The organism is Luminiphilus sp. nBUS_16 (assembly GCF_051201645.1).
Lineage (GTDB): Bacteria > Pseudomonadota > Gammaproteobacteria > Pseudomonadales > Halieaceae > Luminiphilus.
In genome coordinates this window covers 3039104-3064968 of sequence record NZ_CP179205.1, presented here as the reverse complement: position 1 = coordinate 3064968, position 25865 = coordinate 3039104, and the positions used below count along the sequence as shown (strand labels likewise).

The 25865-nt window shown below is 51.6% G+C and carries 27 protein-coding genes and 1 tRNA gene; 11 read left to right on the top strand and 17 right to left on the bottom strand.

Annotated features, from left to right (window positions below; genetic code table 11):
- Positions 1-13 precede the first annotated feature (13 nt).
- Positions 14-89, top strand: a tRNA-Thr gene (locus tag ACMAY6_RS13685).
- Positions 90-436: 347 nt separating this feature from the next.
- The gene (locus tag ACMAY6_RS13680) at positions 437-1381 is read left to right on the top strand and encodes a hypothetical protein (protein WP_435212704.1); all 945 of its coding nucleotides are present in this window, start codon (positions 437-439) and stop codon (positions 1379-1381) included.
- Between the two features lie 166 nt (positions 1382-1547).
- On the opposite strand, the gene ACMAY6_RS13675 is transcribed toward ACMAY6_RS13680, so the two are convergent.
- The 3 genes from ACMAY6_RS13675 to ACMAY6_RS13665 form a co-directional block, all read right to left on the bottom strand.
- Complete coding sequence (locus ACMAY6_RS13675) at positions 1548-1748, bottom strand: helix-turn-helix transcriptional regulator (protein ID WP_435212702.1); 201 nt, start codon at positions 1746-1748, stop codon at positions 1548-1550.
- A complete protein-coding gene (locus ACMAY6_RS13670; RefSeq protein WP_435212700.1) occupies positions 1745-2167 on the bottom strand; it encodes a hypothetical protein in 423 nt (140 codons plus the stop codon). Before ACMAY6_RS13670 ends, ACMAY6_RS13675 begins: the two co-directional genes overlap by 4 nt.
- Positions 2168-3130: 963 nt before the next feature.
- Positions 3131-3703, bottom strand: coding sequence for a DUF805 domain-containing protein (locus tag ACMAY6_RS13665; RefSeq protein ID WP_435212699.1), 573 nt, complete (start codon positions 3701-3703; stop codon positions 3131-3133).
- A gap of 219 nt (positions 3704-3922) precedes the next feature.
- Between ACMAY6_RS13665 and ACMAY6_RS13660 the strand changes: the two genes are divergently transcribed.
- From ACMAY6_RS13660 to ACMAY6_RS13640, 5 genes are all read left to right on the top strand, one after another.
- Positions 3923-4315, top strand: a complete 393-nt coding sequence (locus tag ACMAY6_RS13660) for a hypothetical protein (protein WP_435212697.1) — start codon at positions 3923-3925, stop codon at positions 4313-4315.
- Positions 4316-4468: 153 nt separating this feature from the next.
- Positions 4469-5131 carry a shikimate kinase gene (locus tag ACMAY6_RS13655; protein ID WP_435212696.1) on the top strand — a complete coding sequence of 221 codons (663 nt, stop codon included), beginning with the start codon at positions 4469-4471 and terminating at the stop codon, positions 5129-5131.
- A 76-nt stretch (positions 5132-5207) separates the two neighbouring features.
- Positions 5208-5705, top strand: a complete 498-nt coding sequence (locus tag ACMAY6_RS13650; RefSeq protein ID WP_435212694.1) for a nuclear transport factor 2 family protein — start codon at positions 5208-5210, stop codon at positions 5703-5705.
- Positions 5706-5714: 9 nt separating this feature from the next.
- Positions 5715-6140, top strand: coding sequence for a DUF5329 family protein (locus ACMAY6_RS13645; RefSeq protein ID WP_435212693.1), 426 nt, complete (start codon positions 5715-5717; stop codon positions 6138-6140).
- Between the two features lie 575 nt (positions 6141-6715).
- Positions 6716-7333 carry a hypothetical protein gene (locus tag ACMAY6_RS13640; RefSeq protein ID WP_435212691.1) on the top strand — a complete coding sequence of 206 codons (618 nt, stop codon included), beginning with the start codon at positions 6716-6718 and terminating at the stop codon, positions 7331-7333.
- Positions 7334-7669: 336 nt separating this feature from the next.
- Here the strand turns inward: ACMAY6_RS13640 and ACMAY6_RS13635 are convergent, their stop codons facing one another.
- Entirely contained in the window at positions 7670-8500 is an 831-nt protein-coding gene (locus tag ACMAY6_RS13635) for a phytanoyl-CoA dioxygenase family protein (protein ID WP_435212690.1), read from the bottom strand.
- Between the two features lie 261 nt (positions 8501-8761).
- Here ACMAY6_RS13635 and ACMAY6_RS13630 point away from each other — a divergent pair, with 261 nt between their 5' ends.
- The 3 genes from ACMAY6_RS13630 to ACMAY6_RS13620 all read left to right on the top strand — a co-directional run bounded on the left by ACMAY6_RS13630 (position 8762) and on the right by ACMAY6_RS13620 (position 11694).
- A complete protein-coding gene (locus ACMAY6_RS13630; RefSeq protein WP_007234352.1) occupies positions 8762-9001 on the top strand; it encodes a hypothetical protein in 240 nt (79 codons plus the stop codon).
- Between the two features lie 2 nt (positions 9002-9003).
- Complete coding sequence (locus ACMAY6_RS13625) at positions 9004-9399, top strand: hypothetical protein (RefSeq protein ID WP_435212688.1); 396 nt, start codon at positions 9004-9006, stop codon at positions 9397-9399.
- A 258-nt stretch (positions 9400-9657) separates the two neighbouring features.
- Positions 9658-11694, top strand: a complete 2037-nt coding sequence (locus ACMAY6_RS13620) for a M13 family metallopeptidase (protein ID WP_435212686.1) — start codon at positions 9658-9660, stop codon at positions 11692-11694.
- Positions 11695-11739: 45 nt separating this feature from the next.
- Here ACMAY6_RS13620 and ACMAY6_RS13615 read toward each other — a convergent pair whose 3' ends face one another.
- The 11 genes from ACMAY6_RS13615 to ACMAY6_RS13565 all read right to left on the bottom strand — a co-directional run bounded on the left by ACMAY6_RS13615 (position 11740) and on the right by ACMAY6_RS13565 (position 23464).
- Complete coding sequence (locus ACMAY6_RS13615) at positions 11740-12414, bottom strand: PepSY domain-containing protein (protein WP_435212685.1); 675 nt, start codon at positions 12412-12414, stop codon at positions 11740-11742.
- Positions 12392-13831, bottom strand: coding sequence for a sensor histidine kinase (locus ACMAY6_RS13610; protein ID WP_435212684.1), 1440 nt, complete (start codon positions 13829-13831; stop codon positions 12392-12394). The genes ACMAY6_RS13615 and ACMAY6_RS13610 overlap by 23 nt, the downstream gene beginning before the upstream one ends.
- Positions 13832-13852: 21 nt before the next feature.
- Positions 13853-14233 (bottom strand): hypothetical protein, encoded by a 381-nt coding sequence (locus ACMAY6_RS13605; protein WP_435212682.1) that lies wholly within the window; start codon positions 14231-14233, stop codon positions 13853-13855.
- Position 14234: 1 nt separating this feature from the next.
- Complete coding sequence (locus tag ACMAY6_RS13600; RefSeq protein ID WP_435212680.1) at positions 14235-14687, bottom strand: hypothetical protein; 453 nt, start codon at positions 14685-14687, stop codon at positions 14235-14237.
- A gap of 16 nt (positions 14688-14703) precedes the next feature.
- Positions 14704-15339, bottom strand: a complete 636-nt coding sequence (locus ACMAY6_RS13595; RefSeq protein ID WP_435212678.1) for a hypothetical protein — start codon at positions 15337-15339, stop codon at positions 14704-14706.
- Positions 15336-15611, bottom strand: coding sequence for a metal-sensitive transcriptional regulator (locus ACMAY6_RS13590; RefSeq protein ID WP_435212676.1), 276 nt, complete (start codon positions 15609-15611; stop codon positions 15336-15338). Before ACMAY6_RS13590 ends, ACMAY6_RS13595 begins: the two co-directional genes overlap by 4 nt.
- 483 nt (positions 15612-16094) lie before the next feature.
- Positions 16095-17750, bottom strand: coding sequence for a tRNA-dihydrouridine synthase (locus tag ACMAY6_RS13585; RefSeq protein ID WP_435212674.1), 1656 nt, complete (start codon positions 17748-17750; stop codon positions 16095-16097).
- A 42-nt stretch (positions 17751-17792) separates the two neighbouring features.
- A complete protein-coding gene (locus tag ACMAY6_RS13580) occupies positions 17793-19280 on the bottom strand; it encodes a protein adenylyltransferase SelO (protein ID WP_435212673.1) in 1488 nt (495 codons plus the stop codon).
- Positions 19281-19293: 13 nt separating this feature from the next.
- Positions 19294-21027, bottom strand: coding sequence for an AsmA family protein (locus tag ACMAY6_RS13575; protein ID WP_435212671.1), 1734 nt, complete (start codon positions 21025-21027; stop codon positions 19294-19296).
- A gap of 50 nt (positions 21028-21077) precedes the next feature.
- On the bottom strand, positions 21078-22550 hold the full coding sequence (locus ACMAY6_RS13570) for an FAD-binding domain-containing protein (protein ID WP_435212669.1): 1473 nt from the start codon (positions 22548-22550) through the stop codon (positions 21078-21080).
- Positions 22547-23464, bottom strand: a complete 918-nt coding sequence (locus ACMAY6_RS13565) for a GIY-YIG nuclease family protein (protein ID WP_435212667.1) — start codon at positions 23462-23464, stop codon at positions 22547-22549. Before ACMAY6_RS13565 ends, ACMAY6_RS13570 begins: the two co-directional genes overlap by 4 nt.
- A 268-nt stretch (positions 23465-23732) precedes the next feature.
- On the opposite strand from ACMAY6_RS13565, the gene ACMAY6_RS13560 reads away from it, so the two are divergent.
- Entirely contained in the window at positions 23733-24053 is a 321-nt protein-coding gene (locus tag ACMAY6_RS13560) for a DUF6482 family protein (RefSeq protein WP_435212665.1), read from the top strand.
- Between the two features lie 13 nt (positions 24054-24066).
- Here ACMAY6_RS13560 and ACMAY6_RS13555 read toward each other — a convergent pair whose 3' ends face one another.
- Positions 24067-24885: a GTP cyclohydrolase II gene (locus ACMAY6_RS13555; RefSeq protein ID WP_435212663.1), complete on the bottom strand. Its 819-nt coding sequence runs from the start codon at positions 24883-24885 to the stop codon at positions 24067-24069.
- Positions 24885-25865: an agmatine deiminase family protein gene (locus ACMAY6_RS13550; RefSeq protein ID WP_435212661.1), complete on the bottom strand. Its 981-nt coding sequence runs from the start codon at positions 25863-25865 to the stop codon at positions 24885-24887. The genes ACMAY6_RS13555 and ACMAY6_RS13550 overlap by 1 nt, the downstream gene beginning before the upstream one ends.

Here is a 25865-nt window from a genome sequence, read left to right as displayed (position 1 = left end):
CATCGCGGCCCATGCCGGTGTAGCTCAGTTGGTAGAGCAGCGCATTCGTAATGCGAAGGTCGTAGGTTCGACTCCTATCTCCGGCACCAATACCACTAGAGGCTAGCCTACAGTTACCGGAAGCACTAGGTTCTCTGGTCTGACTAAGCAGCTTCTACCATGAAACCTACCATGATTCAGTCTCTATCTTCTCGATTGGAGGGCAGGGCATCAGCTTCTGACCTTGTCGCACCGATAAAAACCTTCACCTCGTCCACCCAAAGCAATCGGCAATGTCTGCCTCTGCACAGTCACGCATAACAACCGCCACTTATTGTTATATGCACACTGGCACCCGCGGCTTGTTTGTTTTTGTCGTTAATTGAGTGCTTTTTTGTTTTGTTTGTGGATTAATCTCACTGAGCGCGACCCGGCGCCTTAATGTGAGTGGATTGATGTGCTTATCAAGGACCTCGTAAAAGACCTGCTGGGAAAAAGGGTTCTTACATCCCCCAGTGAGTCCCCAGCAGACGACATGGATGTCACCAGCACTTTGCTCGCGCTGGATGAGGCTCGCGAGTCTGTTAAAAATTTAGACAGAGAAGATGTTGCGTATCCCGCTGTATTCGGGAGCGAGTGTTGTCGCTTTGACCACTTTCAAATGCCACTTTTTAAGCATTGGATAGATCGCCTTGGATACGGACACGCCTACCACAGGAAGTTGTGGGAGTTTGTATTCATCCTTCAGTCTTTAAAAGATCACGGTATGCTGAGTCAGGGTTGTCGTGGGCTGGGCTTTGCCGTTGGCACTGAGCGCATACCAGATTTGTTGGCAAGTTGTGGTGTATCTGTACTCGCTACTGACTTGCATCAAGATGAAGGCATTGCCAAAGGGTGGGCTGACTCCAGTCAGCTGGCCGTTAGCCAAGCAGATCTATTTTCAGGTATCTCGGAGAAAGAACAATTTGACCAAATGGTTGACTTTGCCAATGTGGATATGAATTCGATTCCCGCCAACTTGCAAGACTTTGATTTCTGCTGGAGCAGCTGCGCTTTTGAGCATCTTGGTAGCATTGAGGCAGGAAAAGCTTTTGTTAAGAACAGCCTCGATACGTTGCGAAGCGGTGGTTTGGCGGTACACACAACAGAGCTCAATCTTTCGTCCGACGAGGATACTGTAACGTCGGGGGGAACAGTCCTTTTTCGTAGAAGGGATTTTCGTGAAATTGCATCAGCACTTCGCAAAGAGGGCCATACGGTGGCACCGTTGAACTTCTATCAGGGTAACCATCCCCTTGATCAATATATTGACATGCCCCCCTACAGCAATGATGTGCACTTACGGCTTTCTCTTATGGAATACAGCACAACAAGTTTCGGTCTCGTCATTCTGAAGCGTTAATACCCCCAACTGCATAAATAGCTTCCTCATCATGGACTCGATAGGCGTGGTATCACCCGTGTTTTTGCTGTGACTCGTTCTTCAGTCGTTTAAGGTTTTTGCGTTGGGCCACTGCGCACCTCTTGCTATTTGGTTGAGCCCTGCTTTTTTAATTTACCCAGCCCCTTTAAGCGTCTTCTGCGGGTAAAAAAATCTGCTCGATTGGCATTTGAAATACCCCGGCGATTTTAAATGCCAGAGGTAAGCTGGGATCATATTTGCCTTTCTCAATGGCATTTACGGTTTGTCGGGTCACATCCAGTCGACCCGCCAGGTCTGCCTGAGTCCAATCGTGCTCTGCTCTGAGTACCTTCAGTCTATTTTTCATTCGCTTGTTCGGTTCATCCAGATGCGAGCAACTGCCAATATGTAGGTAATACCTATAACGAATAAAATATTGGTTGGGTGCGCATCTTCCAGTAACTGCACGGTGGGTAGACTGCCGTAAACAACGGTGAAAATCATCGTGATACCCAATGTCAAAGCCATGGCCTCAAGGTGTGTTTGTCGTTGAAGTTCATCCATGCTTTTCAGGTGTCTAAAAAAGGCAAAGAGCATCATGGCACCTGCCAGTAGGTTGAGCGCTATGACGAGTACGGTGGTTAAAACATCATATTCCCACCACATCCTGGGTCCAAACGTGAGCAGGGCGGTACTTGCTACCCAAGTGCCGGTGAAAACAAAAAGTCTTCTAGCCGTACTTTTCAGCTCGCGATCTAATTGGTTCGATTGTGTTTGCGGGTTCATTTTCATGTAAGCTCCTTTTACAAAAAGTTAAGTAACCTTTACATTATGCCCAGCCCCGCCAAAAAAGTAAAGCTTCCTTTACATAAATTTCAGAAAGCCGTGCTTGTTTGACCCGTTAGGTAACCGACATTGACCGAATCAGATGGGGGTTGCGTCACTCAGAAACGAGCATTAGCAATAAACCGTGATCCGCCCTGTCAGTGGGTACTTATAGCGGCGGATCCATCAGGCACGCAAAGAGTGACTCAGTGTCCACACACAGCAATCAGATTGGCTGTGTTTTGGATCCTATGATTGCCGTTATGCCATGTGCTTAAAACTGTGAAGTGCGCAAAAGGTAGTCAGTTATCAGCAGCGAAAGCTCCCGCCGCCGTGAAAAATTTGGGCCTGATGGAATCTGCACGTCGCTAGTTCAGAGTGTTCTGACATCGAACCGCGAGACTCAGCGCAGGATTAACTGCAACGTTGCCATAACGTTCAGCCCAACATTACTACCTGTAATGTCCTACCTTGGCGTGTTGAGCCAAAACGTTGGCGTATTTTGTCAATCTCACGAAAGCCTATCGCTTAATAATGGGCGCCTCAAAGTTAGAGCGTCCCTTGCCCGCCCAGTGCGGGCTTTTTTATGTCTGACAGTTGGCGCTTCCTGCCTAACGATTGACGCAACTTGCAAATCAGAAGATGCCTGGTTCCCGGATAATAAGCACATCAAGGACGGATTAGCGCAGACATGACCTGACGCGGCCACGGATGGCGCAACTTATTTAGCGAGGTAAGAGCCATGAACAGTACACTTTTGAACATGCTGATTTCTTCGGCTGTACTTGCCGTGATGCTGCTGCTATCTGCGCAGAGTCAGGCAAGCTTCATGACAGAAAGGTTGCTGCTGCAATGCGAGCCTGAGCCAGTTGCGAGGCACAACAAATGCGCTCGATCGGCCTGTCTTGCTGAGTCAGATTGAAATTACGGCACGTTAGGTTGCTCAGTGCTGGGTTCTTCCGGTGGCAAGGTCATTGGTTTGTTTTGTTCTTCAGAGCGCAACGAGTATTCGTTGTAAGCCGTTAGAGCGATTGAGGCAGCAATCATGGCGACAAAAATGCCGGCAAAAATGAGGCAGATAACTATTGCACCTTTGACACCGACGGCATGTTTTTTTGTATCCGTTTCCGACCCGTCTTGCGTCAGAGGGTTATTGCCAAAACGGTTCTCACCCTCGTCGCCTGGTTTTAGATCCCAGTAAAGCAATACCAAAAGTCCAACGACGGTCAGCAGCAATAGCCCCCACCAACCCGTTCTATCGATGTCATGCAAGCGGCGAACGGATACAGCCACTGTCGGTATTAAAATACCTAGAAAAAAAATGAGGTTAATAGGTGCTAATTCTGCGTCGCCAAAAATTAAAGTATCAGCAATGTCGACAGCGATATCGGCGATTAACAGGAAGAGATGGAAAAACCAGTACTCGGACCTGCTCGCTCTCCCTGAAAAGTTGAAGTAATTGACAAATACACTTCTGATTGCCTGTACAAAGTTCATTGCTGTAATCCTTGTATGGGGACTGAAGTTTGTAGGGGGCCTGCTTGTATGGGAACTGCAGCATGTTATCGCCTAACGTGAATAGACTATCAACTGGCAGTGGCGATGGCGACAACGGTTTATTTGATGGCAAATATGAGTGAGACTCACTAGACGCGCCGCAGTATGAGTTTTGGTGGGGCGTGTTTTGCCGGTGGGTGTGTGCGGGAGAAGATAAATATGAACACTTCAAGGAAGTCAGTCATCGTGTGGCTCAGGTGGCCGGCGATTGTGATCGCGATGTGGGCGGGGCAGTGGCTGTTTTTGCCCCTGACATATGTCCAGCATGAATATTTCACGGTTTTTTTGGCGGGTTGTGCGGTCGTTGCTAGTGCGGTTGCTGCATTCACAATGTACCTGTCGCTTCAAAGACGTCGCAGTGAGCGACTTTGGAAAGGGGCGTTATGGGTCGCTGAGGGGGAACAATGGCAAGGACCCTATTGCACGCCTTGTCACGAGAGAGGAACCTACGCGCTGATGGATAACTACGAGTGCTGTAACAAGCCTGCCTGCTCGTATCGGATACCTGTTGTGGAGCATCCACCCAGCAAACCGCCAACGGCCAAAAATTGATGCCACTATTGCTGAGAAGGTCATCGCAGAGCGCCTTTGCTGAAGGGGACAAGCCCAATGCGAAATGTTGAGGCACGGTCGTTAAACATTTAGTCGATTGTTTTGAAATGTGTGTCTGCTAGCGCAGAAAAAACTGCAGGGAAGATAGTTACGTTGCCAAAAGATTGTCATTCAAAGCTGGCGCAATACCACCCTGTTTTTATTGAAGGAATGGGCAACTACGATGAGCGTGACCCGGTTGTCGTGGCCGATCACCTCGTCGGGCAGCTCACCAAGCATTGGGCAAAAAAGCCGCCGGTTAAACCCAGGATCATTGTGATTCAAGGTGACCCTGTCGCTGCCACTGGCATTTCTGCAATTACGCCCCTGGTTGCAAACTACTTTGGCATTACACGATGCTTGGTTTGCCTTGATGATCATCTAGCAGACTACCACTCGGAAAATGCCGATCGAAATAACGTTGATATAGAACTACGTTACTCTCAAATGGTTCAGCAGGTGTCTAATACCCGGGCTGACATTCTTAGTCGCATAGAAGCGTCGGTTGATAACCAACTGGCATTAAAAAACGCGCAACGGGAACGACAGGGAAAATCACAACTGGCTGACTATTTTCGTCAATTTGCTTTACTTCAAGAGGTCAGCAAAGCCGCCTGTATGGATTTATGTAAGGGTATTACGGTTATTCATACCGCCGCAGACATCTCCGAATTTTCGGTGACCAGCTTTTATACGGTGGGTCTGGCGTTGAATTTGATAAGCGCCAACGACATGGTGAATTTTGGATCGATCGGCAGCAATGATAGTGTGGACTAGCGCTGAGCGCGGAGGCCCCTTGGGCTGTTAGCGAGATATTTATAACGTTGATTATTACTGTAATGAGGAGCATCACATGAAAATTTTTGCACATTGCTTGTTCGTGGTAACACTTCTCCCGGCCTTGGTTTTTGCTGATGGGCACTTACCTTCAGAGGCTATGGTAAAAGCCGCTATCGAAACCTACTGGGATGCCAGAAATAATAACGATCACGAAACCGTTGCGGCCATGGAAAGTCAGACCGGATTCTTGGGCACCAATTCAGATGGCAGCTTTCACAAGCCCATGGCGATAGCCTCGGCCGAGGATTGGAAAAAAAATATGGTGGGCAATACAGGTAATCTTCGGGTTGTCTATCCTGAAGCCACTGAGATTGCCGAGGGTGTCGTTTATGCCCGCTATTACGCTGAAGGGGTAGTGGGTATGGAAGGCAATGTTTCCCCTTATCGCACGCGTGTCACCAGTGTCTGGTTGAAAGAGAGTGACGGAGAATGGCGCGTTAAATCCACGCACTTTTCACCGGCTAATTATGGTGGCACTCACAAAACTCAAAGCTCTGACTTCGATGATTAAGCAAAAGCGTTGATTGTTCAAAAAACTCGCCCGGCCTTGGCTGGGCGCACAACATTTCGCAATGTTCTCTGCGCTGTCGTTTTAGCTTGCAGTTTAGTTCTGTCCATCGGATTGCTTGCAAACGAGTCGCATGTTGAGGCTGAGATAAACGCCTTGCTTGAGGTTGTTGCAAAGAGTGGTTGTGATTTCCAACGCAATGGCAGCCTGCACGCGTCGCCAGATGCCGCCGAGCATTTGGCCCTTAAATACAGCCGCGGACAGCGTTATGTTGAAACGACCGAAAACTTTATTGATCGCTTAGCGACAAAAAGTTCATGGAGTGGTCGTTCATACGCGGTTATCTGTGACGGTGTTGAAACGGCAAGCGGCCCTTGGCTTCATGCTCAACTTCTCGAGCTGCGCCATAGCACGCTTAAGACAGAGCAAGCTCAATAAACCTCCCGATCTGAAATTGTGTTTGCCGTGGGGGTTCAGAAAAACGGGCACACTAACGGCAGATCATCCGGCGAATGGAGCCGTCGCCGTTGAACTCTGGCTCGCAATTTTTAATGGTGGAATTCTCTGGCCTCTTGCTGCCCGTTGGACTACAGCCACTCATCAAAATAGCAATCGCAAGGCCTAAGCAGACATTTTTTACACAGAACACGTCTCAAGCCTCCTTCCGGTATCGGGTAAGAACAGTGCCCGCCTGAACACCCTTAGTGTGCTCATGGGCGCGATGGTGACGGCATGAACCTTATCAGCTTATTCGCAGAATTCCCTAAAGTGTTTCTGCGCCTCCTGAATTGCTGTCGGCTAAATTTCCGGGTATGAGGGGCCATGTTGTCATTGCTGTACATGCACCTGCAGACTCTGTTCTGTGACGACAAAAAAAGGACATCGCACCTGCTGCGTCAGGGGTTGGTTTATAAAGACCGCGGTGTTGAGTGTGTTTTTAAATTAGATTTTGGGGTAACTCTGTTAGGGTCTGCTCTATTGGAAAGTGACCTAACACACAATGGAATGTACTTATGACCCTTGAATATCTTCGAGTGATTGTCGTTGTTTATACCAGCGCGTTATTGCCGCTAGTGATTGTGCCCTGGCTGTATCGACGCGGCCGTCTACAATCCTGGGTACTTCGCGCCTATCTCGGGAGTTTTCTACTTTGTGCGCTGGGCTGGGAGCTGTGGTTTACCTATGGTGTGTGGGCCGGCGACCCCGTTGATGCGCGCAGAAGCGAGGTATTGACCCAATTTATTCCTATACACATTAACTGGTTACTGAACTCACTTGCCGATGCCGGAAGCATCACGTTGGTGGGGCTGTGGTTTATGTGGATCAGTAGTGGGCGGCGAGCAGAGGTTTTTCAAACGTGGCACTGGTGGCCCTTCACAGTGTTCATGCTTTGGGCGTTGGGGCAAAATATTTTAGTCGAAATGTTTCTCTATCACGATCAACTAGCAGTAGGTAAGCCACTATCGTGGGCACCCTTAGCGCCTGCGGGTCCGTGGTGGAACCCACTGTTATTCGAATTTAATGGGCGCACTATTACGTTTCAGGGACAGGTTCCTTGGCTGCTGGCACCGTGGATGATCTATGGGGGCGTCATCACTTTGGTCAGGCGCCAGGCCGCGTCCTCTTCATGAGTTAACGTGATTTGTACTTGGGGATCTTTATTGACTGGCAGGCGCAGCCCTTATGAGCACAAGTTTTTACCAATGTCATGCTGCCGCATTTGAAGGCGGGCCCAACAGCAGGGTTGGACGCCTGGGGGGTCTTTATCTCTCGCTGGACCTTCGTTTCGTGCGGTAAATCGTAATCAGCGTCGGTAATAAATTCAATATTCATAGCTCGTCCTTACAACACAATGACTATGAACAGAAGATTATGGTTATCGCGCTAAAGCGTCTTAGTAGGTTCCGCCAAGCTATGTGCTCAATGCGCCATAGATTGACTTGGGATGAGCCGAGGTCAGAGCGCGGTTATGCGCGATATAGCTCAGGAAAAAAAGCATTGTCGTGAACCGGAGCGCCCGACTGCACAGCGACGTGCTCGGGGTTTACGGAAGGGTCCACACCCTCTCTGGGGTCCCATAGAACATCATCACCAAGCCAGCGGGTTGATAGTGCGATTCGATCCTGCGTTGCGGACTGGTTTCCGGGTGCTCCGTGCAGCATCCAAGCCGAAAATATTAAAGCGTCGCCCGGTTCTAAATCGAACCCAACAATATCGTATTTGTCACGCTCGGCCTCAATGTCGGGTACCGGGACACCTTGCTGTGTATTGGCCCACTGGCCTGATGTATTTTCTGCACCACCAAATACAGCAGGTAGATAGTAGACATCATCATGATGTGAGCCACGTATAAACTCTAGAGAACTCCCCGCCACGGTGACCGGCGTCAGGGCTAACCAAATGGAGGCAATTTGCTTCCCGGTGAAAGGCCAATAGGGCGCATCCTGATGCCAAGGCGTGGGAGCTTTGGTCTTTACCTTTTTGATCAGCAGGTGATCAAAATAAAAGCGTGACGATTGGCTGTTCATGGCTTGCGCTGCAAGACGAGCACAACCCGACTCGCGAATAAACTGGTGGATAACATCATTGCTGCGCCAGAGGTAGCGATCGGTGAACAGCCGATCTTCAGAGGCGCCGCTATTGACGTCGTTAACCCACTTACTGGGGTTTTTGAGCTGTTGCTCTGCGACTGCAAGCAACTTGGGGATCCAATCACTTTCGACTGCCTGATCGACTTTAATGACGCCATCCTCAGAAAAGCGGGTGACTTCTTGTTCGGTGAGTTCGCGCTGTGGCATATCGGCTTTCCAGTGACTATTGCGTTAATCATACGTATTCAAAATTAACATTAGGTAACGCGTTACATATATGCAACCTATTTTTATTAGGCTTGTGGCGAAATAGAGCATGCCCTCTTGATCCTTCTGACTCGGCCGGTCTTGCTAGCACGCGCCTAGAAATGGCAATTCGAAGCGGCATTACTAATTAGTGGTAAGGTATTTAACGTAAACGTGTCTGGTCTGATGCAGCCCGCTTGGGCAGTGATAAGGAACGTAGTGATGAAGACCGAGGAAAAATCAAAGTTGCGTATGCCCCGTGTCGTTCGTCAACGCTTACGCGATCGCGCTATCGCGAAGGTGAGGCAAGATATGATTCACGCAGGGCGTGATGAGTCGAGCTACAGCGAGCAAGAACTTGAGTATTTGGTTGCAGAAAAGGAAAAGGAAATCTGGTCAGGTATAGGCTGGAAAGGTTTTGGTGTTGCCGCGCTGTTATTGGGTATCAATATAGGAATCTGAACATGTCACTGTTCCGTTTTGTTAAGTATTCCTCGATTTTGTTTTTTTTGGGCAAGCACAAATCAAGGCTTTTCCGTGTCTTAGCGGTACTGCTATTTGCAGGCGTCACATCACTGCTTTATGGCGATGTTGAAGCGTTTCTCGCTAGAGAGCATCCGGGTATCGTGATTTATGCGCTTATGGCAAAAATCTTTATCGTTTATGGCGCCCTATTATTTGTGTTGCTGCAGTTTCGTCCCGCGCCGGCAGACGGTGATCGCGTTGTTAAATCAGGTACTCCGTTGCAGTCTCATGATGCGCAGAGCGATTTTCCAGTCGACCGATTGGCTCATTTGTCCAATCTTGATAGCCATGATCAACTCCAATCACGTTCAGACGCCCTTCTTAACAAACGTTGATTCAGGGTTTTCAGGCTAAATAGGTACCCCCCCCCCAAAAAAGCTGTGGCCCGTCGTCATTTGTAATTCTAGTGCTGCAATAGCTTAAAGGCGTGGCCGCTTGCGGGTGCCTCAGTCTGGTTGGCAGCAGGGGTTATAACAAGCTGAAATGAAAATGCCGCAGAACTATCCCAAAATTCTGCAGTAAGAAAAACATGGCGACCGCTGAGTACACAAGGTAGCCTCTCGATCCTCTTTAATTCATCGCAGGGACGCATCATGTTTCGAAGAATGGCTGTTCTAGGTTTGATAGTTGGTTTAACGGCTTGTCAGGACGATAAGGGTAGTCCCTTAGTAGCGGATACACAGATTTCAGGTTTTGACGCATCAGAGCTAGATCTGTCGGTCTCACCAGGCGACGACTTTTTTGCTTACGCTAACGGCAAAGCATTGGCGAATGTTGAGATACCCGCAGATAAGTCGCGTTATGGCGCAATGGACGTACTTCGAGACAACTCCGACGCGCAAGTTCGTGACATCATCGAAGAATCCGCCGCAGGCGCCTTCCCGTCAGGCAGTGATCAGCAGCGAGTAGGCGATCTTTATAGTTCGTTTTTAGACTGGGAAAGTCGTGATGCTCGTGCACTTGCACCACTAGGGCCGTTTTTAGACAAGATCGATGCGCTGCAAAGCCATGATGATGTGTTTTCCTACTTTGGCGTGGCGGCACGCTATGGATTTAATTCTCCTGTTGAAATATGGCAATACGCTGATGCGAAGGAACCGGGCATTTATGCGTTTTATCTCAGTCAGGGAGGCATTGGTTTACCAGATCGTGAGTACTACTTTAAAGACGATCCCAAATCAGAGCGCATCCGAGAGCAGTATCGGGCTTACATGCTTGAGCTCCACCAAATAGCGGGACTAGCCACCGATGCGGCGGCCGTAAGGAAAATTTATGACCTCGAGGTGGCCATTGCAGAGCAACACTTAGTTAAGGAGCGTATGCGTCGATTCGCTGATAATTATCGCCGCATTGAGCAGCAAGACTTACCTGAATTGGTGGGCGGCGTAAATTGGTCGGGTTATCTGGACGGGTTTGGGCTTGAGAACCCCGGCTATTTGGTGTCGATTTCTTCCGATTACTTTAACGCTCTGGGCGCTATTATTGAAAAGACCTCGGTTGAAGATTGGCAGACTTATCTCCGTTGGCATTTGATTAATGCTGAAGCCTCTTTGCTCACTAAAGCCATGGATCAACGTCGTTTTGAGTTTTACCGAAAAACCCTTTCTGGCGTAGAGCAGCAGTTACCCGACTGGCAGCGCGCAGTAGGCGTAGTGGGCAGGTCCCTGGGTGAGTTGGTGGGCAAAGTCTATGTAGAGCGTCACTTTCCCCCAGAAGCAAAGGCGCGAATGGAGGCGTTGGTTGCGAACCTAATCGACGCCTACCGCGACAGCATTACCCAGCTTGAGTGGATGTCAGACGCCACAAAAATTGAGGCCCTAGACAAGCTCTCTAAGTTCAAGCCTATGATTGGTTATCCAGACGTGTTCCGTGATTACGCGGGCGCGGTGATTAAAGCCGACGATTACTATGGCAATCGCTTGGGGTTAGTCGAGGCTGAGCGCAATCGCGATATCGCGCGTCATGGCGCTAAGGTCGACAGAACCGAGTGGGGCATGACGCCGCAAACCGTCAATGCCTACTACTCGCCTGTGCTTAACGTCATTGTTTTTCCAGCTGCCATACTGCAACCGCCTTTCTTCAATTTAGATGCAGAGGATGCGGTGAATTATGGGGGTATTGGTGCGGTTATTGGTCACGAGATAGGCCATGGACTTGACGATAGCGGCAGTAAGTTTGACGGTGATGGCGCTATCCGTAATTGGTGGACCGATGAGGACGCGGCCCAATTTGAGGTGCGCACCAACAGTCTGATAGCGCAGTATGCAGATTTTTGCCCGTTTGATGACCTCTGTACTAACGGCGAATTCACCTTGGGCGAAAATATTGGAGACTTGGGTGGCATCACCATTGCGTTGCGAGCCTACCAAGCTTCCCTAAAGGGAGAGGAGGCTCCTGAGCTTGATGGTCTTACGGGGGTTCAGCGAGTTTTTCTGGGCTTCGCTCAGATTTGGCGTGCAAAAATGCGCGATGAGGCTATGCGTCAGCTAATAGCCACAAATCCACACTCACCCAGTCAGTATCGTGCTAACGGGCCTGTAAGAAACGTGCCTGAATGGTACGAGGCCTTTAATGTAACCCCTGACAATGCGCTTTACCTGCCCCCCGAACAAAGAGTGAAGATATGGTGAGCGTATCGTGTTTTGGCGGGGCGAAGCGTTAAGAAAAACGCTTCGTTACCGCCACTTTTTCGGAAGAGAAATAAAAAGTGCGACACCAGCGATAGCCGTCAGCAATGACATGATGGAAAACAGCTTCAACAATAGGGTGCCAATGGTGTCTCTATCGTCATAATCCATGATGTGCAGTGACCAGAGGAAATCCCACCAGCGCCACGCGGTGTTTCTAACCGCTACCAACTCACCCGACGCAGCGTCAATATAGGCCACGGTGCTGGGATTTTTATCCTTAAAAACTCGCCATAGTGGCAGTGCCCGACCTCGATACTCTGAGCCGACCTCTGCCTCAGTAATAAACACCGCACGGTTCGCGTTAAGGTCTGTCTTTAAGCCGGCAAGTTGCAACGCCTCAATCTCATTCAGCGCTGGTAATACCTTACCATTAGGTAGGTACCAGCGTGTTTCCTCAAGGCCCACTACACCGACAACAACCTCCTCAGGCAGCCGGTTGCGGATCAAAACCTCGGTAGCGTCGGCGGTGATCCAGCTTGCCGCAGAAAGGTCGATCGGCGTTTGCAGTGCAGGTTGGCGATGGTCGGCGCCTCGAACAAACTCAATGTCGATGAACGCAAAAAATATTCCACTTAACGTCCACGCCAGAAGCTGTACTGCAGTAACAATGGCCAGCCAGCGGTGCCATCGCCTTAATTTACGCTGTAGTCGCAACGCCATCACTCACCGGTAACGTTATAGTGAAGGTGGCGCCGTCCTCACTTGATGTAAGCGTCAATTCACCTTTAAGAGCGGCAATGATACCTCGACTCACGGAAAGGCCAAGACCGGTGCCTTTGCCAATGGCTTTTGTGGTGAAAAACGCATCGAAAATGTCGCACTGTAAAGCCTCGGGAACTCCCGGACCATTGTCAGCCACACTGACGGAAACACGGTCACCGTCGATGGCTAAAGCTACGCTGACCCGCGGGTCAGATACGTGATCAGCCACGGCATCCCGTGCGTTCGTGAGCAGGTTTAGAAATACCTGCTCTAACTGGATAGGATGACCCATCACAAAGGTGGCATGCTCAGGCTGTTCAATGACCAACTCGACATTTGAGTTTTTATATTGATCTTGCATGAGGTCTACGGCGCTGTATAGAACATCGCGTAGGTCAACTGGCGTCGGGTCTTCTTTCGCATTTCTACCAAACCGCCTGAGATGGTCGATAACTTTTCGCGCTTTTCCCGCGGCGTTCCGGGTGCGCTCAAGCTTTCCGACAATATAGTCTTTATTAACATTCCCCTCAGCCTGCTCAAGGTGCAGCATGATGTTATCGGTTATTAGTTCAACAGCGCCCAATGGCTGGCTAATTTCATGGGCGAGTGATGCTGACAACTCACCCAAAAGAGCCAGCTTTGACGCCTGTATGGCCTGCGCCTGGTAGGACTTTAAGGATGAAATATCGTGCAGAATCATGGTTTTTCCCATTTCCAAATCCTGAATATACAGCTGAAAGTGGCGACCGTCTGATAGTCGCAACTCAAGTGGAGTCGAATCGGGTAGCTCGCGAGAACGCCTTTGTGCGAGCCACTGCTGCGATTGGTTCCACTGTAGAGGTTCTGAAGACAGCTGCTCGATTGCCTGAGTGAAGGTCATGCCAATATCTTCAGCGCGACCCTTGCTGTCGCTTTTCTCAGGGTTCAAATCAGAAAGGATGTTGGTAAAGGCTGTATTGGCAAAAATGAGGGTCCGCTTTTTTCCAAATATCGCCAGCCCAGCATCTAAATCTTCAAGAACTTGCGCTAAAGATTGCTGAACCAGATTTTGGCGCGATTGAATCGCTCTGTGGGTGATGAAGGCGCAGGCCAGAAGCGTTGCTCCAAAAGTAGCCCTGTTCACATAAAATAAAATGTGATCAGAACCCTTGGCAAAGGTGCCAAGGGTTAGCAACATCAGAGACCCGCCTGAAATGACCAACAAACTCCTGCTGGATCCTGTCCAGTAGCAGCCTAATGTTGCAAAGAGATAGGGCAGTACTGTAAACGCCCGCAGGGGACCGCTGCTCAAATCGGCTAAGATCGCAACGACTGGGGGCAGCGTTAAACCCGCGAGTAATAGGCTTTTGCGCCAGGAGTTTTCAGTGTTGCGCATCGATACTCCTTAGTGTGTTGGCTACAAATAAATCATAGGCCAGAGGTAGGCAAAGAAAATACCGGTCCCCAATGTGGTTGTCGACACGACGAGCATCCCAATACTATACCGCCGTAAACGCATGCAGGCTTGAGCCTGAATTGGGTCGAGGGGGCAGGGGCTGCGCCGCTGTCTCCAGACCAAGGCTGAACACGCCATGAGCATGGTGGCCGCGAATATGAACAGTGGCCCTTTGTGGGCCGATAGCCACATGATTCCCGGTATGGCGGTAGTAATGCCTACCATCACGGCGCCCGCGCCGATTGAAATTAGCAGTGCAGGCAGCGCACAACACAGCAGAGTCGATAAGCTGGTGAACATTGTCAGGGTTGGGGCAATACCGCTACGCCAATAACTCAGCATGTTAGCTACCCAATACCGCAGCATTGCGGTGAACAGCTGAAATTCTATAACCGGCTTGGACTGCTAAAGCGGCGATGGCTTCATCATCGAGGGACGCACCGGGCTTAAAGACCAAATTTAGGGCCTTGGTGTCGAGGTCGACGTAAACCGCAGTGACCTCTTCTTGTTTGCCAAAAATTTTATTCATGGCGACGGCACAAAAATCGCAGACGACGCCCAGAACATCGGCGACCACGGCGGTACCCCCGTTGGCCAGTGCGGCTTCTATTTCAGGAGTGGTGGTAAGGCGGCCCGTTGCCGGGGTGACGCTGGCGGCGTCTGCCGTATTTTCGGAAACACTTTGTTCATGTTCATGTTCATGTTCATGTGCCTGCCCGTGCTCATGCTGACTCCACACTGCTGTCGATAACAGCAGGAAGAGCAAGACCAAGAGAAAGCGACTCATCATATTCATAAGCTTTCTACTCTAGTTAAAAACGGTAAGTGAAGTTAAGCAATGGGGTGGGGTCGACGATATTGAAACCAACTTCTAGCAGGGCGGGGCCACGAAAAAATCTTAGTAAGGGTGTTACGGAAACGGGATCTTTAGACTCTGGGCGGTGATCAACTTCCAGCATGAGCCAGGTGTGCAGATCCTGAGTATCGCCTTCGTAAGGTGCCCAACCCACTCGCACAAGTTGCATGGCATTGTCGCCAAAGTGGCCTGCGTCAACATATCGAGCGTTATAACCCAAAAAAAATCGGCGCGTTTCCCAGTCGGCGATGACCCCGGCATAAGCCGCGGTTGTGCTGCTCAATGGGTTGCCAGAGGTCCCTGACGCAAGACCTATACCGCCTTGTAAATAGATATTGGCCTGATAGTGTTGCCCAAACCAGCGCTTCAGTAAATAAGTGGGTTGTAGGCTAGTGATGGCATAGTCTTCATCACGAACCGACTCGCTTCGAAGACCCAAAGACCAACTGGGTGAGGGTGTGTAGTGGATCAAAGCGGCAGTTGATTGCCGGTTAGACTCTTCGATCAGGGTCCAGCCGCCAACGTAAGAAACCGGCCGAGCCGAGCCTGCTGCAGAAATTAGTAGCAGCAGCAGTCCGGCGATGATTCTCACTTTTTCTTGCCCGACAAAATACCGACTAACTCATTGACCTTGTCCCGACGCTCATCGATGGAGCCGTTGGTCAGCGCTTGCTCTACGCAGGTGTCAACGTGATCCTCCACGATTAGGGTCTCCATGCTGGCTAAAGCAGCACGGGCAGCCTGCACCTGTCGGACAACGTCGACACAGTACTGATTTTCCTCGACAAGCCGTCGAACGGCTTTAACTTGGCCTTCTATGCGGGCGAGGCGTTGATCAACGAGTTTTTTGGTTTCAGGTCTCATGCCGTATACCCTAAGGGGGTATGGGTATAAAAGCAAGGGTTGTTGTTCGACGCCTAGATACGCGGTGGCTCTTTCGGCTTTGTGGGGTTCAGATCGGGATGAAGCGATTTTTGGGGCTAATTCAATTTTCACCACAGCCTTGGCTGCTGGCCAAAGTCGGCTGCGAGAGACCCAAGAGAGCGATGCTCGATGGTGCTGTGAGTGGGGTGCGTTGCGCCATCATGTTCTAGGGTCTCAACCCTGCCTGGTTCACATTGCGTGCTTTGGGTAATTCAACGGCCTTTACTTTTGATTGGAGTGCGCTAGGTTGAAGGTGCTATCGAGAACTTTTTAGGCCGCGCAGGAGTTACAAAGATGGGGTTTTGGGCTTGGCATCGAAAGCAAACGACGCAGTGGCAGCAGCGCCTAGGATTAGACGCCTATCAGCTTCTCTGGGTGGCATTCTTGAAGGGAGTGTTTTTAGGCGCCCTGCTAACCCTCTGGCTAGCCTAATTTAGGCAATAAATCCGGCTCCCGATTTATGAACGGGCCATCGATACAAATACGTCGACCATCGGGAGACGCGCAGGCGCCACAAATACCAACACCACACTTTGTGGTGTAATCAATGGCACTGTAAATTTGTTGTTCGCTGCCGTATTCCCGCTGCACCTTCTCGGCTGCATGAATCATGGGCGCGGGCCCACAGTTATAGAACCAAAGTTTGCTCAAGGCCTCGGGCGTCAGCTTGGCCAGGTGCTCAGCAAGTGCGTCAGTAACTCGACCTTGGAACCCAGAGGAGCCATCGTCAGTCGCGGTGGTGACTTGAGCAATGTCTTTGCAGTCTTCTATAAAGTACAGTCTATCGGCGGTTCTAGCGCCTGCAAAAATATGTGCAGGCTGTTCGTTAGAGCCAAAGTCTCGCGCGATCTGGTAAACCGCGGCGAGTCCTGTACCTCCAGCAACGCAAATAATATCGGCATCTTCGGGGGGCATTACCGGGGTGCCGTAGGGGCCTCGCAAATAAACCGTTGCCCCTGGTTCCAGCTGATAACAAGCCTCTGTAAATGGCCCTACATTAATCACCGCAAGTCGCAGAGGGCTATCGGTTAAGCAGGAAAAGGGCTTCTCACCGACGCCTGGGATCCAGATAAAGACATATTCTCCCGCCTGAATGTTCATTGTTTCATTGAAGGTTACCACCGTGATGTCATCGCAAACGGCTTCATTAGTTGCGACTGTAACCGGCTGAAACTCCATGCTCAGGTCATATCGAATCTGGGTTTCGGCCTGACTGCCTGACCCCTGTAGCTCTCGATTTAGCGTGCTGAAATAATGTTTAAGGTCTTCAGTGTCCATGCCCGACAGAGCCGAACCCACACCAGCAATTGTGGCGCCAGCATGTTGAGCCGCTTTAACATCAGCGGCGCTTGAAAGTCCGCCGCAACCAATAATGGGCTTGTCAGTAATAGCCCGCAGTTCACGGATGCATTTTAAGGCGGTGGGTAATACGCCTTTGCCTGACATGCCACCTACCCCATTGCTAAGCACGGGTTCACCGTGGGCTTCGGTATAGCCGGGTCCCACCGTATTAATGGCACACAAACCATCGGCACCGGCATCAAGGGCCGCTTGTCCAATTTCAGCAATATTGGTGACGTTAGGCGTTAATTTAGGGATGACGGGCTTGGAAACGGCCTGCTTAACAGCGGCAACAATGTCATGAACAATTTTGGGATCTTGCCCCATTGCCATGCCATAGCCGCTGGCGTGGGGGCAGGACAAGTTCAGCTCAAAACCATCGGCCACGGGCTCGAGTATTTTGGCAACCGCGACAAACTCTTCAACGCTGCCGCCAAAAATAGAAACCAATAAAAAACGATCCTCGGGCACGCGAAGTTGCCCCAAACTTTCGAGAGAGGCCTGCGCACCGGGGTTGGTGAGCCCGACGGCATTGACAAAGCACCCGGGTGCAAACTGACTGTACACCGGTTCTCGGTAACCCAAGCGAGGTTCCAGACCAATGCTTTTAGTGGTAATGACACCAACCTCAGGCATGTCGCGGATAACGCGTTGAATGATACTGGGGGCGGTGGTCACGATTCCCGAGGGAACGGTGAAGCAACCGCTGAGGGTTTTGCCTAGGAAAGAAAACGGCACGTGGGAGCTCTCAAGATTTTGGGTGATTATACACTCAGGGCATCAAGTGCCACAAAAGGTTCGGTGCACTTGCTCTTCACTTTTTGGCGCCGCCGCAAATTGTTCGTCACCGGCCTGCCAGCTGAAGGGGTCCTGCCAACGGGAATGGAGGGTGTCCATCAGCTGGCTGTCACCGGCCTCGGCCGAGTTAATGGCCTGCGCAACCCAATGGTTGCGGGGTATCACTACGGGGTTGGCGTTTTTCATGCGCTCACTGCTCGATGGCGTTGCCTGACCGCGACGACTGGACCACTGCGTCAGCCAATTCAAGATACCGCTGCTGGGCGTGAATAAGTCTTCCAGGATTGTGTTCTCAAGATTGTCGTTAGCAATTTCTGTTAACCAGCGAAAAGCGAGAGTGAAATCGAGCTTGTCCTCTTCGAGTTGATTAAAAAAGGTTTCGATTAAGGCGCGATCGGTGTCACGCATGGCATCGAGACCAAATTTTGCGGCGAGGCGCGCGCTATAAATGTCGGTAAACAACGTTGGGAACTGATCGACACTGGTCTGAGCCAGCACCAGGGCTTTTTCCTGGTCTTCGTCAATAAGGGGTAGCAGGCACTGTGCAAGCACGCTGATATTCCAGTGAACAATGCCGGGCTGATTACCGAATGCGTAGCGGCCGCCGGTGTCAATGCTGCTAAAAACTTGCCCTGCGGCAAAAACATCCATAAAGGCACAGGGCCCATAGTCTACGGTCTCGCCGCAAAGCAGCATATTGTCTGTGTTGAGAACGCCGTGGATAAAACCGAGGCTCTGCCAGTGTGCTGTCAGGTTGGCCAAAGCTCGGATAACTTCATTTAGTAACACCTGGGCATGTGTCACTGCTGGGTCGAGACGTTTGGCTTCCTGCAGTGCTGCTAAGTAGTGACGCTCGGTAACATAGTTCACCAGCTCTTCTAAACCTTTCCCTTGACGCGTCATAGCGAAAAACTGAACGGTGCCGATTCTTATATGGCTGGTGGCAACTCGAGTGAGGATCGCTCCGGGCTCTAGCTGTTGCCGGTATACGGGGTCGCCAGTGGCGACGGCAGCGAGGGCGCGGGTGGTGGGAACACCCAAAGCGTGCATGGCCTCACTCATCAGGTATTCGCGAACCACTGGGCCAACAGGCGAGCGACCGTCTCCTCCGCGAGAGTAGGGAGTAGGGCCGGCGCCTTTGAGCTGGATATCTACAAGCTTACCGTCTGGGCTTCGCCATTCGCCCAACAACATGGCTCTGCCATCGCCCAGCTGAGGGTTGTAGTTGCCAAACTGATGGCCTGCATAGGCTGTGGCTCCGGGTTTTGAACTCTCAAATTGGGCATTGCCTGCAAGAGTAGCCAGCGTATTTTCATTTTGTCCCCAAGCCTCCGGCCAACCCAGCTGCTCGGCGAGCCGATGATTCCAAGCCAGCCACTTTGGTGCGGAAACAGGTGTTGCGGCTGTTGGGGTAACGTATTCACTCCCGAGGGCATGAAAACTGTGCTCAAAACGCTGACTTGTCGACATATTTCCCTGAATGTTAGTTACCAAATAATTTTTTGAGGGCGTTGCCGGCTTTCTCGCCTAGCTTGTCGGCCTCTTTTGACAACTTCGATCGAGCTTCTCGCTCGAGCAGTTGTAGCGCGATAGCTTCCACGTCGACCCTGCAAAGATTACCGGTCTCATCGGCGAGATTACCCGCGCAGTTCACGGGCAAATCAAGGCCGGTATAACGGTCATCAATGCGGCAGGCAGGGTCAATGGCTTCGAGTTCTTTATTGACCTGTGCTTGAAGGGTTGCTGCGAAATCTAGGGTGGCCAAACTGGCCATGCCAACACCCGATACTGCGACTCCCGGAGTGCCTAGGTTCAGCGGTGCGAGTTGTGCTTGCCCATCCTCAAAGCGAACTTTCATATCTAATGCAGTAACTTCGGTCGTTTCCGGAAATGTTTGGGTCAGCGCTGTTTGTTGAATTTGAGCCACGGCACTACACAACAGCGATTGCGCTGACACGCTGGTGATCTCAACATTTCGTCCGTTGACGTTGAGCTCGCCATCCAAACCTTCTTGTAGCGCCTGTGCGCTGGTGCCAGCGGTATCAATATCCCACGCCATATCGACATAGCCTGCGGCGGTATTGGATTTTTCTAGGCTGGTGAGTAGGCTGTTTAGCTCAACTCCTTTGAGCCCTCCTGCAAGCGCGACTTTAACCGTGGGTTGTCGTACATCGACGGTAAGCTGCGTGTCTAGCTGACCCTCATGCAGGGTGCCACGTAGGTATTCAAGGTCACTGATGCCGTCTACGACTCGCAGCAGCAACTGAGCATTAGTGACCGTTTGTCCTGCGCTGATGAGGCTGCCTGCACTGATTGTCAATTGCATGTCGAGGTCCTTCAGAGGGCCGACAGGTAAAGGCATAGGAGGAGGCGCAGGTGATGCGGGGGCTTTGTCAGGTGTCGTTGGCGTTGAGGGGGCGGCAGAATCATCAGCTGCGCCATCGCCCTGGTTAGCCGGTTGGAGCCGGTCGAGGTCTAGGCGCTCGCTGCGAAAATCCAAATCAATTTGGGGGCTGGCGGCGACATTATAGTTAAGGTCCGCGTCTATGACGCCTCCGGGTGAATTGACGTTTAAATCTAAGTCTGCGGAGAGCGGTGATAGTTTTGCGGTGCCTGATAGTTCTGTTTTAACTGGCGCACTTAGCACCCCGATTATTTCCGTGCTAAATCCATCGAGGGTTACTTGATCAAAAGTGCTGGGGACCCGCACGGCCCCGTCAAATCGAATCTCAATGGGTTGGGATTGTGGGTCAGCGGCTACGGCCAACGCGCCGTTCAAACCGATGGGTTGGCCCGCCATGTTCAGTCCTTGAGCCACAAGCTCAGTGATAGTTAGCTGTGTTTGAAGGGCACCGGTATTGTCCAAAATTTGAACGTCTGCGCCGCTGAGGTGCACGTCACCGACCTCATCAGAGCCGCTCAATATGGCGAGAACGGACAGGCCGATGTCAACTTCCTGCGCGGTTACAACCAGTCGTGACCCGTCGTCAGCTTGCGGTGGTAAATCAATAGTCGTGTTGCCGAGATTAATTTTTAACTCAGGAAACAACCCGAGATCAACGTTGCCCTCAACCACGAGTTCACCTGCCGTGGCTTCCTTAAATTGTTGCTGTGCGAGGTTTATAACGGCTTGTTCATCGATAAACATGGGTAGCAAAACTAACCCCACGGCGACCAGTGCTATCAACGCACCTACTACAAAAAGAAAAACTAGCATGACATGAGCTCCCCGGTTATTTCGCCCAGCATAACAAAGGTTTTGAGAAGTTAGTCACGTTCTACAAAACGCGATTGAAAACGTCGCTCCACGTGGCGATTCAAAATGCGTTCGCGCTCTTGATGGATCAGCGGATCAGACTTCAGTTCCCACAGCACATCTCGGGCTCTTCGGTGACTGGCTTCTAAATTCACGATGGGTTCGGGGTAATCAACAGGATGCAAAACGTGTTCGAGTGGCGAGCGCAACCACGGTTGATGTACCAAGGGTGTCGGAAGCTCAGCAATCTCGGGAACCCACTGTCGTATGAAGGAAGCGGTCGGATCGTGTTCGAGACTCTGTTTCACCGGGTTATAAATTCGTATGGTGTTGATGCCGGTCACTCCGGCTTGCATTTGCATCTGGGGGTAATGGATACCCGGCTCAAAATCGAGAAAAAGGGAGCCCAGCCAAGTCACTCCCAATCGCCAATCCTGCCAGAGATGATGGGTTAGGAAGCTCACGAGCATGGCTCTAGCCCGAAAGTGTAAGTAGCCGGTGGCTTCAAGGCAGCGCATACAGGCATCCACATAAGGAAAGCCAGTGCGACCGTCACACCAAGCCTGCACTAGGTTTTCGCTTTGGTCTCGGGGGAAGTTCAAGAATCCCCGATTGATGCTCTCAAACTCCATGGTGCATTCGCTTTCAAATTTCTGAATGAAGTGGCAGTGCCAATGCAGACGTGATTCGAAGGCGCTCAGCGGTCGTGCCCATCCCCCTTGAGATTGACGCTGTTTTAAAGCGTGTTGTACTTGGCGAATCGACAAATTGCCCCAGGCCAGATGAGGTGATAACCGTGAGCAATGTTGGCGACTGCCTTCGGGTTTTGAGATGTGTCGCTGATAGCCACCTGCTCGATGGGACAAAAAATTTTCGAGGGTTAGGTGTGCTTGCTGTTCGCCCCCGGGTTGAAAGCTTGGGTGCTGGGGTAACCAGCTATCTAGCCGTTGGCAAAGCGCGCCTTTTATACTTTCAGGTAGGTCGCTGTGCAGCGCATTGAGCTGGGCGGGCTTAATTGTTTCAGTCGGGGCTGTCATCAATTTACCCCAGCGGCGGTTCCAGCCTTTGCGATTTTTACGCCTGCGCTGTACGCCATTCGTTGGAAATTCCTGCCAGGCTATTCCTTCCGCGTCTGCCCAAGTCGTCATTTTGCGATCTCTGACAAAGGTGACTTCGAGGCCAGTTTCCTCGTAGCTGAATAAGTGGGTAATGCGCTTTGCTTGATGAATTGCTGAAAAGAGTGCGACTGGGTCGCCCTCGAGCACCCAAATTTTCGCGGCATGGGGCTGCAATTGACGATTCAGGTCAGCGAGAGATTGGGCAATAAAGTGCCAGTGCCGCCGTCGGTAATGCGGGTTTTTCAGTAACTCGGGCTCAACCACGTAAACGAGTAAAACTGGTAGTCCCAGTGCGACGGCTGCGCAGAGCGGCGCATGGTCTGCTAGGCGAAGATCACGCTTGAACCAAACAACGGAGACACTCAAGAGTCGCGGCCTGATCCCAGCAATGGGTTATCCACGGTCTGACCTGACTTGGCATCTAGGATCTCCAGCCGTCCTTTACGCAGGGCTGACAATAATAGGTGGTAGCCATCGCGATCGAATAGGCGCTGACAGCCTTTTTTTAGTTCCCGCGTGGCTTCAGAACGCGTTGCAAAAGTGCCCAAATAGGCCCAGTGATGCACCAAATGGTATTGGGCTTTTGGTTGTTGGGGTAGGGGGCTGACGTTGCGCTCTAGCAAAGCCAAGGCACCGGGAAAAGGCCATGCGGCGATGCGATCTCGGTCTAGCGCCGAAAGCAGCCGGGCATTGTGCTCCTCAGCCGATTCTGCACCTGCGCAAGCGCCGTCACAGCGCCCCAATTGGTATTGGAAGCAGGGTCCGCGACCTCGGTCCATACCCATACATCGTAAGCAAAGGCCATGATCTCTGGCGTGACGCTGCAGCGTTGATTCAATGTGACGCTTATTTTGGTACAACCCGTAACTGTCGACAGCCCGGTCTGATTCGAGCAAAAAATCCGCCGCAGACGGCTGTAAAAATCCTTGTTCAGAATGTTTCAGATGAAGAGTCCAAAGCTTTTTCACGCGACGCTGGCGACGGTTATACAAGGGAGTTTCTGCTTTGATCGCGGCGTTCTCCGCCAGCAAAGCCCCCACTTCTCCGGCTGTTGGAGAACAATCAATATGGGTGACTTGCCCCATAATACGCTGGTGTCGGCCGACCTTCCGACCCTCTTGATAATGGGCATTGATTCGCGACTTGATATCGATACTTTTGCCGATATACAAAAGCGCCTCGTCGGCGCCAAAGAATCGATAGACGCCACTGTAGGAGGGCAAGACGTCAAGGGTCTCACCCGCAGCGGTGAAGCGCACATTTTCAAGCTCGGGCAACATGGGCGCTATGATCACCGTTTAAGAGTGAAAACACCGGGCCCGTCCAACTTTTGTAGGGATCGCTTGCCAGCGCTGCTGACAGCCCTGATGAATTTTGGCGTTGTGGGCCGCTGCCGATCAGGGGCGGTCAATGCCAAGGCCACAGTCTGAACAGCGGGTTCAGTGGGTTACCCATAATAAATGGCGCTGGACAAATAGCGAACGGCAGCGGGCTGAAACGGCCGCGCTGTCGTAGGGTGTAGAGGACACACCAGAGCGGGGCCGTATTGTGAAAATCACGTTGAAGGAACTAAAAAAGCAGACCGAGCATATTGAACAACTCGTTGTAGAGTCGGTTGATCTCAGCCTGTACATCGCCCACGCACGAATTAACGGGGAAGAGCGGGTTATTGCAGAGGATGAACGCAAAATATTGAAGCGCCATAATTTGCTGGAGATGAAGCGGGTCCTCAAGACCGTTGCGGGGTGTGAGATCCTGCTGCGTCAGCGAAGCGCCTATGATGAAATGGTGGGCCACAGCCACCCAGCCGCAGCCAATACGCTGGAAATTTCCTTGGGTGATGCACCACTCCCCGAATGGTTAAACTGAAGCGGAGGGAGCTCTAGCTGCTCAAGTCGTCCTCATCAATCGAATGGCCCCAAGCCCGTTTAGCCTGCAGGTAACGCAGGTTGTGGTCATCGACACCGGTGACGTGTTTGACGCGCGCTATATTGGTCAGTCCACTAGCAACAAGGTCTTCGACTTTTTTGGGATTGTTGGTCAGCAAACGCAGCGGTCGACCACGGCCGAAATACTTCAGCAGCGTGGCGGCGTCGCTGAAGTCACGGGAGTCGTCGGGCAGTCCCAGTGACCGGTTGGCCTGATAAGTGTCCTCGCCCTCGTCTTGCAAAAGGTAGGTAGCGGCCTTCGCCCAAAGCCCAATGCCACGGCCCTCATGACCGGCCATGTAGATGAGATAGCCGCCGCCGGGCTCCTCCGCCAAGCGATCGATCGCGGCCTCCAGTTGGGGCCCACACTCGCAGCGCCTTGAGCCAAAAACATCCCCTGTCAGGCAGTTGGAATGCACCCTGACAAGGGGTGACTCGGAGGTTTCGGCATCTCCAATGACCAGAACGCTGTTGACCGCCATGCTCGAGGCGAGTTGAGAAAACAAATGCTGTCCGCCCTGTTCTCTGAGCGTGGATGCCAGTCCCTCGACCTCGGACAATTCGGTGCTACGCACGGTAGCGTACCAATCGGCCATGGGCTGTTTCTCACCGCGCGCGAGGGGTAGGGGCACGGGCCCCAACAGGTTTAAGCTGCGCTGCCCGGGGGGGGAGGCACCTACTGAGTCGATTTGACGACCCTCCTCATCAATTCTGACGAGTTTATTGCGGGCGATCAGCTTTTTGCGGACATCGGGATTTATGTAAGTAAACATCAGATTCGTGGTTGCTGTTGGGTGATGCAGTGTATCCCACCACCCATAGCAAAAATAACCCGTGCGTCAACTATTCGTATATCGCGCTCGGGCCAAGCTTCTGCGAGCTGTTCGCACGCAAGACCGTCATGGGGGTCAGAAAATGCCGGCACGATTACCGCTCCGTTAAGTACGTAGTGATTGATGTAGCTGTAATCCACCCAGCCAAAGCGATCCTCGAGTGTTTTGGGCGCCACAATATCGGTGTACGTCAGGTTAGCTTGCTCTAGCACCTCACGATGCAACTCGTAGCGTTCACAGTCGGGGTGACTGCCATCTTGCTGGCGGTGCAAAAGGACTGAGCCAGACTCGTTGAAGCAGGCCACAATATCGACATGGCCTCGGGTCCCGTGGGCCGCATAATCCCGCCATAACCCATGGGGTAGCCAGACAGCGCGATCGGTGCCCAACAGTTTGTGCACCTCATCTTCAACCTGCAGCCGGGTCCAGTCGGGGTTGCGACCAGGGTCCAGCTGGACCGTATCGGTGAGCAATACCACGCCATCACCATTTACATGAAGTCCCCCACCTTCATTGGTGAGTTGCGATGAAATGCTCTCAATATCCAGTAAATCAGCGATGTGAGCTGCAATTTTCGCGTCCTCACCCCAAGCAAAAGCGGTGTTGTCGCCCCAGCCATTGAAGCGCCAATCCACAGCTTTCAACGCATTATCTGCCACTACAAAAGTTGGGCCTGTATCTCGCAGCCAGGCATCCGCAATGGGAAATTGATGCAGCGTAACCGCCGAACTCAATAGACGCCTCGCGGTGGGTAACTGTTCCGGATGGCACAACATGTTGACCGGCTCATGGTCAACGATGACATTGGCGACGTTGGCCCAAGCCCGCCATACGTCGTCGTCTGTGGCATGGGCTTCCGGGTAGGCGCCAGCGGGAAAGGCCATCCAAGTGGCGCTGTGAGGTGCCCATTCTGGCGGCAT

What these genes read in the sequence shown, in the direction of transcription:
- ACMAY6_RS13675 (WP_435212702.1), bottom strand. Translation starts at nt 1,748, where the DNA reads ATGAAAAATAGACTGAAGGTACTCAGAGCAGAGCACGATTGGACTCAG.
- ACMAY6_RS13660 (WP_435212697.1), top strand. Translation starts at nt 3,923, where the DNA reads ATGAACACTTCAAGGAAGTCAGTCATCGTGTGGCTCAGGTGGCCGGCG.
- ACMAY6_RS13625 (WP_435212688.1), top strand. Translation starts at nt 9,004, where the DNA reads ATGTCACTGTTCCGTTTTGTTAAGTATTCCTCGATTTTGTTTTTTTTG.
- ACMAY6_RS13555 (WP_435212663.1), bottom strand. Translation starts at nt 24,885, where the DNA reads ATGTTTACTTACATAAATCCCGATGTCCGCAAAAAGCTGATCGCCCGC.
- ACMAY6_RS13620 (WP_435212686.1), top strand. Translation starts at nt 9,658, where the DNA reads ATGTTTCGAAGAATGGCTGTTCTAGGTTTGATAGTTGGTTTAACGGCT.
- ACMAY6_RS13550 (WP_435212661.1), bottom strand. Translation starts at nt 25,865, where the DNA reads ATGCCGCCAGAATGGGCACCTCACAGCGCCACTTGGATGGCCTTTCCC.
- ACMAY6_RS13670 (WP_435212700.1), bottom strand. Translation starts at nt 2,167, where the DNA reads ATGAACCCGCAAACACAATCGAACCAATTAGATCGCGAGCTGAAAAGT.
- ACMAY6_RS13650 (WP_435212694.1), top strand. Translation starts at nt 5,208, where the DNA reads ATGAAAATTTTTGCACATTGCTTGTTCGTGGTAACACTTCTCCCGGCC.
- ACMAY6_RS13580 (WP_435212673.1), bottom strand. Translation starts at nt 19,280, where the DNA reads ATGTCGACAAGTCAGCGTTTTGAGCACAGTTTTCATGCCCTCGGGAGT.
- ACMAY6_RS13615 (WP_435212685.1), bottom strand. Translation starts at nt 12,414, where the DNA reads ATGGCGTTGCGACTACAGCGTAAATTAAGGCGATGGCACCGCTGGCTG.
- ACMAY6_RS13630 (WP_007234352.1), top strand. Translation starts at nt 8,762, where the DNA reads ATGAAGACCGAGGAAAAATCAAAGTTGCGTATGCCCCGTGTCGTTCGT.
- ACMAY6_RS13610 (WP_435212684.1), bottom strand. Translation starts at nt 13,831, where the DNA reads ATGCGCAACACTGAAAACTCCTGGCGCAAAAGCCTATTACTCGCGGGT.
- ACMAY6_RS13635 (WP_435212690.1), bottom strand. Translation starts at nt 8,500, where the DNA reads ATGCCACAGCGCGAACTCACCGAACAAGAAGTCACCCGCTTTTCTGAG.
- ACMAY6_RS13665 (WP_435212699.1), bottom strand. Translation starts at nt 3,703, where the DNA reads ATGAACTTTGTACAGGCAATCAGAAGTGTATTTGTCAATTACTTCAAC.
- ACMAY6_RS13600 (WP_435212680.1), bottom strand. Translation starts at nt 14,687, where the DNA reads ATGAATATGATGAGTCGCTTTCTCTTGGTCTTGCTCTTCCTGCTGTTA.
- ACMAY6_RS13605 (WP_435212682.1), bottom strand. Translation starts at nt 14,233, where the DNA reads ATGCTGAGTTATTGGCGTAGCGGTATTGCCCCAACCCTGACAATGTTC.
- ACMAY6_RS13575 (WP_435212671.1), bottom strand. Translation starts at nt 21,027, where the DNA reads ATGCTAGTTTTTCTTTTTGTAGTAGGTGCGTTGATAGCACTGGTCGCC.
- ACMAY6_RS13565 (WP_435212667.1), bottom strand. Translation starts at nt 23,464, where the DNA reads ATGTTGCCCGAGCTTGAAAATGTGCGCTTCACCGCTGCGGGTGAGACC.
- ACMAY6_RS13590 (WP_435212676.1), bottom strand. Translation starts at nt 15,611, where the DNA reads ATGAGACCTGAAACCAAAAAACTCGTTGATCAACGCCTCGCCCGCATA.
- ACMAY6_RS13640 (WP_435212691.1), top strand. Translation starts at nt 6,716, where the DNA reads ATGACCCTTGAATATCTTCGAGTGATTGTCGTTGTTTATACCAGCGCG.